The organism is Acidimicrobiales bacterium (assembly GCA_035540975.1).
Taxonomy (GTDB): Bacteria; Actinomycetota; Acidimicrobiia; order Acidimicrobiales.
In genome coordinates this window covers 1-10,825 of the sequence record DATLFN010000107.1, presented here as the reverse complement: position 1 = coordinate 10,825, position 10,825 = coordinate 1, and the positions used below count along the sequence as shown (strand labels likewise).

The 10,825-nt window shown below is 76.0% G+C and carries 10 protein-coding genes; 6 read left to right on the top strand and 4 right to left on the bottom strand.

Annotated features, from left to right (window positions below):
- Positions 1-344: DUF222 domain-containing protein (locus VM242_11485; protein ID HVM05785.1), on the bottom strand; the 344-nt coding region annotated here is incomplete at its 3' end.
- A gap of 130 nt (positions 345-474) precedes the next feature.
- Between VM242_11485 and VM242_11480 the strand changes: the two genes are divergently transcribed.
- Together VM242_11480 and VM242_11475 are read left to right on the top strand one after the other, a co-directional pair.
- Positions 475-1,584, top strand: a complete 1,110-nt coding sequence (locus tag VM242_11480) for a HEAT repeat domain-containing protein (protein HVM05784.1) — start codon at positions 475-477, stop codon at positions 1,582-1,584.
- Positions 1,585-1,755: 171 nt separating this feature from the next.
- Positions 1,756-2,046, top strand: coding sequence for a DUF5808 domain-containing protein (locus VM242_11475; GenBank protein ID HVM05783.1), 291 nt, complete (start codon positions 1,756-1,758; stop codon positions 2,044-2,046).
- A gap of 7 nt (positions 2,047-2,053) precedes the next feature.
- Here VM242_11475 and VM242_11470 read toward each other — a convergent pair whose 3' ends face one another.
- Positions 2,054-3,559 (bottom strand): aldehyde dehydrogenase family protein, encoded by a 1,506-nt coding sequence (locus tag VM242_11470; GenBank protein ID HVM05782.1) that lies wholly within the window; start codon positions 3,557-3,559, stop codon positions 2,054-2,056.
- Between the two features lie 161 nt (positions 3,560-3,720).
- Here VM242_11470 and VM242_11465 point away from each other — a divergent pair, with 161 nt between their 5' ends.
- The 3 genes from VM242_11465 to VM242_11455 all read left to right on the top strand — a co-directional run bounded on the left by VM242_11465 (position 3,721) and on the right by VM242_11455 (position 6,252).
- Positions 3,721-4,653: a diacylglycerol kinase family protein gene (locus tag VM242_11465; protein HVM05781.1), complete on the top strand. Its 933-nt coding sequence runs from the start codon at positions 3,721-3,723 to the stop codon at positions 4,651-4,653.
- Between the two features lie 55 nt (positions 4,654-4,708).
- Positions 4,709-5,899: a DNA polymerase IV gene (dinB, locus tag VM242_11460; protein ID HVM05780.1), complete on the top strand. Its 1,191-nt coding sequence runs from the start codon at positions 4,709-4,711 to the stop codon at positions 5,897-5,899.
- A 77-nt stretch (positions 5,900-5,976) separates the two neighbouring features.
- Positions 5,977-6,252, top strand: a complete 276-nt coding sequence (locus tag VM242_11455) for a hypothetical protein (protein HVM05779.1) — start codon at positions 5,977-5,979, stop codon at positions 6,250-6,252.
- On the opposite strand, the gene VM242_11450 is transcribed toward VM242_11455, so the two are convergent.
- On the bottom strand, positions 6,166-7,155 hold the full coding sequence (locus VM242_11450; protein HVM05778.1) for a sigma-70 family RNA polymerase sigma factor: 990 nt from the start codon (positions 7,153-7,155) through the stop codon (positions 6,166-6,168). The two genes, VM242_11455 and VM242_11450, sit on opposite strands and share 87 nt — an antisense overlap.
- Before the next feature lie 315 nt (positions 7,156-7,470).
- On the opposite strand from VM242_11450, the gene ppc reads away from it, so the two are divergent.
- On the top strand, positions 7,471-10,209 hold the full coding sequence (gene ppc / locus VM242_11445) for a phosphoenolpyruvate carboxylase (GenBank protein HVM05777.1): 2,739 nt from the start codon (positions 7,471-7,473) through the stop codon (positions 10,207-10,209).
- 226 nt (positions 10,210-10,435) lie between these two features.
- On the opposite strand, the gene VM242_11440 is transcribed toward ppc, so the two are convergent.
- The coding region (locus tag VM242_11440) for a hypothetical protein (GenBank protein ID HVM05776.1) at positions 10,436-10,825 on the bottom strand (390 nt) is incomplete at its 5' end.

The window sequence follows — 10,825 nt, the reverse complement described above, 5'->3', positions numbered from 1 at the left end:
GGCGTGCGGGCCCGGGCCAGCAGGGCCACGTGCGACGAGTCGACCTCGCCCGCCGTCCACGCCGCCTCGGCCGCCGGCAGGTGGCGCAGGGCGCGGCCCAGGTGGACCCGGCGCTGGGCCGAGGCGGGCGCCAGGCCGCAGTGCACGCTCAGCCAGGCGGCGGCGGAGCGGGCGCCCCGTGCCTGCCAGGCCCCCGAGGCGTCGAAGGCGGCGGCGGCCCGGGTGGTGACCGCCTCCAGGCGGGCCAGGCAGCGGTGCAGGCGCTCGACGGCCTCGGGATCCGCCAGCGCCTGCGGCTCGGCCGCCCCCAGCTCCTCCAGCACCGCCTCCAGCCCGTCGATCACACCCAATCGTACACCTGTTCGGTCCACCGGCGCAAGGAGAAACCGTTGCGTGGCAACAGTTTCTCGGCCATCCGCATGCCCAGGCCGCCACCCTCGCCGGGCGACGGCCGTCCACGGCGATACTGGCCAGGTGGACGCCCGCACTCTGGCCGCCGAGCGGGGCCTCGTCCCCCGGGCCGTAGCGGCCCTCACGAGCCGCGCCCTCGGCGCGCTCGCGTTCGAGGCGCTCGGTCCGACCAAGGGGCTGCTGAAGCGGTTCTTCTCGGCCCAGCCCTGGGACGAGCGCGACGACGCGGCGCTGGCCGACGCCGTCGGCCCCGGCGAGGGGTGGTGGGACGAGCCGCTCGACGACGACCTCGTCCTGTCGTTCGGCTGGGTCGAGGGCCGGTTCCGGCTGCGGGTCGAGGGTGGCGGTGACGCCCGGGAGGACGCCTCGCCACTGACCGACGCCCTGGCGGCGACGTTCGACGGCGACGTCGTGCCCGAGGCGACGCCCAACCCGCGCACGCTCGCCTTCCGCACGGGCGCCGTGTCGGCCGGGGAGAGCCGCGAGTACCGGTCGCGGTCCCAAGCCGACGATCCCCGGGTGGCCCGGCTGTTCGAGACGTCCGACGACGTGGCCGGGGTGCTGGTGGCGAGGGACTTCGTCGCCGTGACGGTGCGCCGTCCCGACCGCTGGCCGGAGTTGCTGGCGCCCGTGCTGGCCGTGGTCAGCGAGGAGTTCGCCGGCGGCGACCGGGCGGCCGCCGCGCCGGGCAGGCCCGGGATGGCGGCGCTGCACCGGGAGGCGGCGGCACGAGCCGGGCGCACGAGCCGGGTGCCGTCGCGGCTGGACCGAGCGTGGGCGGACCTGGCCGGCGTACGAGCGGACGACGCCGGCGGTGTGGAGCGGCTCCTGGCGGCGGCAGCCTCGCCCGAGGCGGCGCTCCGGCAGGTGGCGGCCAGCCGGCTGGGCGAGGTGGCGGCCGACGTGTCGGCGGGCGCGTGGGCCCGCCTCGCCCGGGACCCGAGCCGGACGGTGCGGCGGGCGGCCGTCGACGCCGTGGTCGACGCCGGCCGCCAGGACCTGCGCCCGCTCCTCGAGCACGCACTCGGGGACGCCGACGCCTGGGTGCGGTGGAAGGCGCTGCGCGGCCTGGCCGAGCTGGGCACGGCGCCGAGCCGGCCCGCCGTGGAGCCGCTCCTGGAGGACCCCGACTTCCGCGTCCGCCTGGAGGCGCGGAGCGCCCTGCGTCGCTGAACCGCCGTCGCCGGGTGCGTCCGGGCGCCGGCCTGGGAACGCTTCAGGCATGACGAACAGCGCAGGCAGGTACGTCAGCCGGGACGGGGCGTTCGAGCGGGACACCCGCTACCTCTCGACCCGCATCACCGCCGACCACACCCCGCTGGGCGGGGCATGAAGGGGCGGGGCATGAAGGACCGTCGCCGGCGTCGGAAGCTGGGCCGGCTCGTCACGCTGGGGCTGGCGGCGGCGGCCATCGTCGCCGAGCGCCGCAAGCCGCCGGACGAGCGGGAGTGGCACGGGCGGCTGGGCGGCATCGTCCCCTACGACTTCCGCCGCCCCACGCTGGAGCGGGTGAAGGCGTCGCTGTGGGACCCCGAGTCGTCCCGCCTGGTGACGCCCCAGGTCTTCGGCGTCGGGTGGACGCTGAACCTGGGCCGGGTGGTGCGCCTGGTGCAGGAGCGGCGGGGCGCGGCGTGAGCCCGGCCTATGCGGGCAGCACCACCGTCTTCAGCACCGTGCACTCGTCGATGGAGTAGCCGAGGCCCTCGCGCCCGATGCCGGAGTCGGGCTTGCGGCCGCCGAACGGGAAGTGCCCGACGCCGTGGGCGGGCGCGTCGTTGATCGTCACCTGCCCGCATTCGAGGGCGCGCGCCGCCCGCCAGGCGTCCTGGAGGTCGGAGGTGAACACGGCCGAGTCGAGGCCGTAGCGGGAGCGGTTGGACAGCTCGAGCGCCTCGTCGAGGTCGGCGACCGGCGCCACGGTGAGGACGGGGCCGAACGTCTCCTCCCACAGGATGTCGGCGTCCAGCGGCACATCGGCCAGGACGGTCGGCTCGTGGTAGGCGTCCTGTGTGCCGCCGCCCCGCAGCAGCTTCGCCCCCTTGGCCACGGCGTCCTCGACCAGGCCGGCCACCCGCTCGGCGGCCCTGGCGTTCACCAGCGGCCCCATCCTGGTGCCCTCGGCCCGGGGGTCGCCCACCGGCCAGCGATCGGCCTCCTCGACCGCCCGGCGCACGTACTCGTCGTACACGGGGCGCTCGACGAGGACGCGGCTGACGGCGTCGCAGCGCTGCCCGGCGTTCTTGTAGGCGCCCAGCACCGACTTGGTGACGGCCACGTCGAGGTCGGCGTCGTCGAGGACGATGGCCGCGCCGTTGCCCCCCAGCTCCAGGTGCATGGGCTTGGGGCCCGCCTTGGCGGCGATGCTGCGCCCGACCTCGCTGGAGCCGGTGAAGGAGATCATCGACACGTCCGGGTGCGACGCCAGCAGGTCGCCGATGTCGCCGCCCCGGCCGGTGATCACGTTGAGTACGCCGGCCGGGAGCCCGGCCGCCTCGAGCACCCGGGCGAACATGACGAGGGGGATGGGGGCGTCGGAGGGTGCCTTGGCGACCACCGTGTTCCCGGCGGCCAGGGCGGGGATGATCTTGGAGGCGGCCAGGAACAGCGGGTAGTTGAACGGTCCGAAGGCGGCCACCGTCCCCACCGGCTCCCGCAGGACCACGGCCGACTTCCCCGCCGTCTCGCCGATCCAGTCGCCCGGCAGGTACTCGCCGAAGATCTTGCGGACCTCCTCGCGCACGAGGCCCAGCCGCGCGCGTGTGGCTCCGACCTCGGACGCCGCCTGCTCGGGGGTCTTCCCGAGGTCGTTCACGATGGCACCCGCGAAGGCGTCGTGGTGCTCCTGGAGGATCGTCGCCGCGTGGGCGCAGATCTCGAGCCGGTCGGCCGCCGGCATGGACCGGAAGTTCGCCCGGCTGCCGCGGGCGGCGGCGACGGCGTCCTCGACGTCTTCGGCCGTGGCCTTGGCCGCCCGGGCGATCACCGACCCGTCGATCGGGGAGCGGACCTCGAACGTCGCGCCGTCGCCGGCGGGGACCCACTTGCCGCCCACGAACAGGTGGAGCGTGGGGATGTCCCCGGGGGCGACGGCCCCCGAGAAGAAGTCGGGGACATCGACGCGGACCTTCTCGGAGATCTGGAGGTTCATGGCACGACCTCGCGGGACGGTCGCCCGGTGCGCCCGGCGGGCGCCCCGGGCGGGGGCGGGTGACGGCTGACGTCCCCGTACTCCTTCCCGCCGCCGCGGGAGGCTCAACCGCCCCCTCGTGGTGCCGGCGCGGCCGTGCCCGGCGGGCCAGACTCTCGGCGGTGACCAGCCCGTTCGGCCCTCCGTGCCTGATCGTGAACCCGCGTGCCGGCGGGCGGGGCGCGGCTCGCTCCCTCACCAAGGTGGAGGCGGCGCTGGCCGAGCGGGGACTGGAGCACGACGTCGAGGTCACCGCCGGCCCCGGCGACGCCACCCGGATCGCCCGGCGGCGCCTGGGCGACGGCTGGCGGTTCCTGGTCGCCGTCGGCGGCGACGGCACGGTCCACGAGGTGGTGAACGGCATGACCGGCGCCGGCGCCGGCGCCCCGACCAGCGAGGGCGCCGTCCTCGGCGTGGTGGCGGCGGGCTCGGGGTGCGACTACATCCGCACGTTCGGGTTACCGTCCAGGCCCGCCGGCGCGGTGGCCCGGCTGGCCGGCGACGCGACGCGCCCGGTCGACCTCGCCCGCATCACGTACACCGATCCCGAGGGGCGCCGGGCCGAGCGGTGCTTCGCCAACATCGCCGAGGTCGGCCTCGGCGCGTCGACGGCGGCCAGGGCGGCCCGGCTGCCGCGGTGGCTCGGCCAGAGCCGCTACCTGGTCGCGTTCTGGGCCGTCCTCCCGGGCCACCGGGCGGGCGCCGCTCGCATCGAGGTCGACGGCACCGTCGCCCACGACGGGCGGGCGGTCAACGTGGTGGCGGCCAACGGCCGGTACTTCGGCGGCGGGATGCACGTCAGCCCCCGGTCCGACCCGTCGGACGGCACCCTCGAGCTGCTCGTCTTCACCGGCCCCAAGACCGACTCGTTCACGATGCTCCCCCAGGTGTACCGCGGCCGGCACGTGCCCCACCCGCGCATCGTCGAGCTGCGGGGCGGGCGGTTCCGGGTCGACTCGGCGCAGCCGCTGGACGTCGAGGCCGACGGCGAGGTGCTGGGGACGACGCCGGTGACGATCGAGGTGCTGCCGAGGGCGCTGACGCTCAAGGTGTGACCGGTCCGGCCCGGCGGCGGAGCGGCTGTCGCACGCACTGTGCGAACATGTGTTCGTGCCGGGCGAGGCCACCATCCTGCACGCCGACCTCGACTCGTTCTACGCGGCCGTCGAGCAGCGCGACGACCCCGGGCTGCGGGGCCGGCCCGTCATCGTGGGCGGCGGGGTGGTGCTGGCCGCCAGCTACGAGGCCAAGGCGTACGGCGTCCGCACCGCGATGGGCGCCCGCCGGGCCGCCGCCCTCTGCCCCGACGCGGTGGTGGTCCCGCCCCGCATGTCGGCCTACTCGCAGGCCGGCAGGGCGGTGTTCGCCGTCTTCGAGCACACCACGCCGCTGGTCGAGGGGCTGTCGGTCGACGAGGCGTTCCTCGACGTCGGTGGCCTGCGGCGTCTGGCCGGCACGCCGGCGGAGATCGCCGCCCGCCTCCGCCGCACGGTCCGCCACGACGTGGGGCTGCCCATCACCGTCGGCGTCGCCCGCACGAAGTTCCTGGCCAAGGTGGCGAGCGCGGTGGCCAAGCCGGACGGGCTTCTGGTCGTCCCGCCCGACCGGGAGCTGGCGTTCCTGCACCCGCTCCCCGTCGAGCGCCTCTGGGGGGTCGGACCGGTCACGTCGGCCAAGCTGCGGTCGCGGGGGATCGCCACCGTGGCCGAGGTGGCCGCCCTGGGGGAGGACACGCTGGTCGCCATGCTCGGCGCCGCCTCGGGCCGCCACCTCCACGCCCTCGCCCACAACCGCGACCCCCGCGCCGTGCAGGCCGGGCGGCGGCGGCGGTCGATCGGGTCGCAGCGGGCGCTGGGGTGGCGCGGTCAGTCGCCCGCCGAGGTCGACGCGTCGCTGGTGGCCCTGGCCGACCGTGTGGCACGGCGCCTCCGGGCCGCCCGGCGGGTGGCCCGCACGGTGGTGCTGCGGCTCCGCTTCGCCGACCTCACCCGCGCCGCCCGGTCCCGCACGCTGCCGTGGCCGACGGCCCACACCGAGGCCATCCTCACCACCGCCCGGTCGCTGCTCGCAGGCTCCGTCCGGCGGGTGGACCGGCCGACGCTCACCCTGGTGGGGATCGCCGTTTCCCAGCTGGAGGACGACGGCGCCGTCCAGCTGCCCCTGCCGTTCGACCGGGCGGCGGGCGGGGCGGTGGACGTCGCCGTGGACGCCGTGCGGGACCGGTTCGGCACCTCGGCCGTGACCCGGGCCGTCCTGCTCGGGCGCCATCCCGGCCTCGTCGTCCCCCTGCTCCCGGACTGACACGACGGCCCGGGCGATGACTCCGCCGCGCCCCGGCCGTCGACACAGCAGTGCCGGCGTGCGAGGGTTCGAGGGCGGTGGTGGCGCTGGTCGTCGCCGCCGGCGAACGCGCCGGCGCGCCCGACGTCGACTTCGTCGAGGCGCTGGCCCACCTGGAGCTGGCCGCCCGCCGCCTGGGGCTGGCCGTGCACGTGACGCACCGCTGCGACGAGCTGGCCGCCCTGCTCGACCTCACCGGGCTGTCCCGTGTGGTGGGCGGCTCGGGGCTACGACTCGAGGCGGGCGGGGAGCCCGAAGGCCGGGAACAGCTCGGGATAGAGGAAGTTGTGCCACCCGACGATGCGCCCGCCTGAGATCTCCAGCACCTGGAGGGCGAACGGCAGGTGGACGCCGGGGCCGGCGGGGCGGTAGCTGCCGAACGCCGGGCACCCGTTGGCCGCCGTGGCCGCCAGCCGCGACCCCTTGCAGCCGATCCCCGGCCCCGTGAGCCAGTTCGCCACCTCGACCGGTCCCTGCAGCCACAGCTCGTAGGGCGGCATGCAGAACGCGGCGTCCTCGGCGACGAGGGAGACGAGGGCGTCGACGTCGTAGCGCTGGAAGGCGTCGACGTAGCGGTCGAGGAGCTCGCGGTCCCAACCGTCGGTCGGAGCGGTGGCCGTGGCCGCGGGGTCGACCGACGCCAGCGTCGCCCGCGCCCGCTGGAGGGCGCTGTTCACGGAGACGACCGTGGTGCCCAGCAGCTCGGCGACCTCGGCTGCGTGCCACCCGAGGACCTCCCGGAGGATGAGCACGGCCCGCTGGCGGGCGGGCAGGTGCTGGAGGGCGGCGACGAAGGCCAGGCGCACGGTGTCGCGCGTGGCGGCCACCTCGGCGGGGTCGCCGTCGGGCATGACCCGGGCGTCGGGGACGGGCTGCACCCAGGCGCTCTCCGGCAGCCCCGGGGGCAGGCCGCCGCGCACCACCGACTCGGTGGTCGACGACGGGCCCAGGTCCATGGGCCGGGCCCGGCGCTGGGGACCGCGCCGCATGTCGAGGCAGACGTTGGTGGCGATCCGGTAGAGCCACGACCGCAGGGCCGAGCGGCCCTCGAAGCCGTCGATGCGCCGCCAGGCGCGCACCAGGGTCTCCTGCACGGCGTCCTCGGCCTCGAACCCCGAGCCGAGCATGCGGTAGCAGTACGCCGTCAGCTCCCGCCGGTGGCGCTCCAGGTCGGCGTCGAGGGTGCCGGCGCCCGCGGTCGCCAGGCCGTTCGCCATGGGCGGGAGCGTAGGCGCCGAGGCCGGGGAAGTCACCCCCTCCCCGAACGCGCAAAGAGCCCCTGGAACAGGGGCTCCTTGGCTCCCGGGGGGCGGGATGTCCACATTGTACCCCAGTTCCGGCGATCACGGTCATTTGGCCCATTGCCTTTGCCGCCACGCCCTCTATCTTCCGGGCCACACACATCGGGGGGCGCCGACGGGGGCGGGGGCGCAGAGAGGCCGGGCCCGGTGGCCCGGCCTCTGCTCGCGCCCCTCGCGCGCCGGGCCGGCGCCCGGCCGCGGCGCCGGCGGGGGGCTGCTTGACTGCCGGGCGTGGCCGTGGCGACCGAGACCGACCGCGCCCTGCGGGCCGACATCCGGCTGCTCATCTCGCTGCTGGGCGAGACGCTGGTGCGCCAGGTGGGGCCCGACCTCCTGGACCTGGTGGAGCAGGTCCGGGAGCTCAGCCGACGCGGCCGCGAGGACGACGGCGCCGACGAGCTGGCCACCCTCCTGTCCGCCGTCGACGAGGTGACCGCCATCCGCCTGGCGCGGGCGTTCTCGTCGTACTTCCACCTGGCCAACACGGCCGAGCAGGTGGACCGGGCCGCCGCCTTCGACCGCGCCCGCGCCCTCCACGGCAGCGCCGTGGGCCTGATGGCGGACCGGGTGGCCGCGGACCCCGAGGCGGTCAGCTGCCTGCGCGAGCACCTGGTCCGCATCGAGCTGCGCCCGGTGTTCACGGCCCACCCCACCGAGGTCGCCCGGCGGTCGGTCCTCACCAAGCTGCGCCGGGTGGGGGAGCTGTTGGAGCTGCGCAGCCGGTCCGGCGCCGACGAGCACGCCGCCATCGACCGGCGGCTGGCGGAGATCGTGGAGCTGCTGTGGCAGACCGACGAGCTCCGCCGCGAGCGTCCCACGCCGGTCGAGGAGGCGGGAACGGTCTCGTACTACCTGGACGACCTGGCCCGCCACGTCGTCCCCGACCTGGTCGAGCGCTTCACCGTGCAGCTGGCCGCCCTCGGTGCCGACCTGCCGGCCGAGGCCACCCCCGTGCGGTTCGGCACCTGGGTGGGGGGCGACCGGGACGGCAACCCCAACGTCACCCCCGAGGTCACCGTCGCCGTGCTCGCCCAGCAGCACGACCAGGCGATGCGGCTCCTGCTGTCGGCCATGGACGAGCTGATCACCGACCTGAGCTCCTCCAGCCGCATCGTGGGCGTCTCCGACGAGCTGCGGGCGAGCATCGCCGCCGAGTCGGAGGTCCTCCCCGAGGTCGTCCGCCAGTACGGCCGGCTCAACGCCGAGGAGCCGTACCGGTTGAAGGCCTCGTTCATGCGGCGCCGGCTGGCCGCAACCAGGGAGCGCCTGGCCAGCGGCCGCGTGGCCCCCCGCCCGGGCGAGTACCGGGACGCCGGCGAGTTCGCGGCCGACCTCCAGCTCATGCGCCGGTCGCTGGCCGCCCACCGCGGCGAGCTGGTGGCCGACGGCTCGGTGGCCCGTCTCGTCCGCCTGGTGAGCACCGTCGGGTTCCGCATGGCGACGCTCGACATCCGCGAGCACGCCGAGCGCCACCACCTGGCCCTGGCCGAGGCGGTCGACCGCCTGGGCGAGCTGGGGCGCCCGTACCGCTCCCTCGGGCGGGACGAGCGGTTCCGGTTCCTGGCCGGGGAGCTGCAGAGCCGCCGGCCCCTGCTCGGCCGCGCCTACGGGCTGGAGGGCGAGCCGGGCGAGGTCCTCCGGCTGTTCGTCACCATCCGCCGGGTCCTCGACCGCTTCGGCGCCGACGCCATCGACAGCTACATCGTGTCGATGACGCGTGGGCCCGACGACGTTCTCGCCGCCGTCGTCCTGGCCCGGGAGGCGGGGCTGGTCGACGTCCACGGCAGCGTCGCCCGCATCGGTTTCGTCCCCCTGCTGGAGACGGTGGACGAGCTCCGGTCGGCCGGGCGGCTGCTCGACGACGTCCTGTCCGACCCGGTGTACCGGTCCCTGGTGGCCATGCGGGGCGACTCCCAGGAGGTGATGCTCGGCTACTCCGACTCCAACAAGGAGGCGGGGATCGCCACCTCGCAGTGGGAGATCCACAAGGCGCAGCGGGCGCTGCGGGACGTGGCTGCCCGTCACGGCGTCGTGCTGCGGCTGTTCCACGGCCGGGGCGGCACCGTCGGCCGGGGCGGCGGCCCGACCCACGAAGCGGTGCTGGCGCAGCCCTTCGGCGTCCTCCAGGGGCCGATGAAGCTCACCGAGCAGGGCGAGGTCATCTCCGACAAGTACCTGCTGCCCAGCCTCGCCCGTCACAACCTGGAGCTGGCGCTGTCGGCCGTCGTCGAGGCCACCGTCCTGCACCGCACCTCGCGCCTGGACTTCGCCCTGCTCGACCGCTGGGACGCCACCATGGACGTCGTCTCGGCGGCGGCGGGCGACGCCTACCGGGTGCTGCTCGACACCCCCGGCTTCCCGTCGTACTTCTCGGCGTCGACGCCCGTCGAGGAGCTGAGCGAGCTGAACATCGGCTCCCGGCCCGCCCGCCGGGTGGGGGCGGGCGGCGGCCTCGAGTCGCTGCGGGCCATCCCGTGGGTCTTCGCCTGGACCCAGTCCCGCCAGATCGTCCCGGGGTGGTTCGGGGTCGGCTCGGGGCTGGCCTCCGCCCGCGCCCGGGGCGGCGGCCCGACCCTGTCGGACATGTACGAGGGGTGGCACTTCTTCCGCACGTTCGTGTCCAACGTGGAGATGGTGCTGTCGAAGGTCGACCTGCGGATCGCCCGGCGCTACGTCGAGCGCCTGGTGGACCCGTCGCTGCACCACCTGTTCGACGCCATCGCCGGGGAGTTCGACCGGACGGTGGAGGAGGTGCTGGCCGTGACCGGGCAGTCCAGCCTGCTGGAGCGCCAGCCGTCGCTGAAGCGGACGTTCGAGGTCCGCGACCTCTACCTCGACCCGATCAGCCACCTCCAGGTGAACCTGCTGTCGCGGTGGCGGCAGGGTGAGGGCGACCCCGACCCCATGCTGCGCCGGGCCCTGCTGCTGACCATCAACGGCATCGCCGCCGGCCTCCGCAACACCGGCTGAGGCCCCGCCTTAGAACAACGTGCACGGCCGCGACGCGTTCACCGTTGTGCTGCCTCCCTCGTCGGCCTTCGGCCGTCCAAGTTGTTCTGCGGCGGTCCCTGACGAGCTCGGGGACGGCGGGGCAGCGCCTCCGCCGATGGCGCTGCCCCTCCGCCGTTGCCGCCCCCTGGGGCCGGTCCCCCACCGCGACCGGCCTGTCGGTGCTGCTGGTGGTGACGGTCTGCGTCTAGGGGCGCAGACCTCCCACGTCGGGAATGGTCGTCGGGACCGTCGAGACGCCCGGTCCGGGAAGCGGCCGCCCGCCGCCGGAGAGCCCATCGGTGAGCGTGTCGGTGGCGGGCGGCAGCGTCACCGGAGGCGCGGTAGGCGTGGCGGGCGCCGGCACGGCGCCGGTCGAGGGCGGCACGGCCACGTCGGCCGCCGGTGCCTCCACCCCGGGCGCCCCGGTGGGCGCGCCCGCCGTTCCCGGCCCGCCTGCCGGGACCGACGGCGGCGCGTGGCCGGCAGGCGGCGCCTGGCCGGCCCGGTCGAGCCCGGGCTCGCCGGGCCGCCCACCGCCAGCGCCCCCTCCGTGCCCCTGTCCGCCGCCCCCGGCCTCGTCGGCGATCTCGGGCCC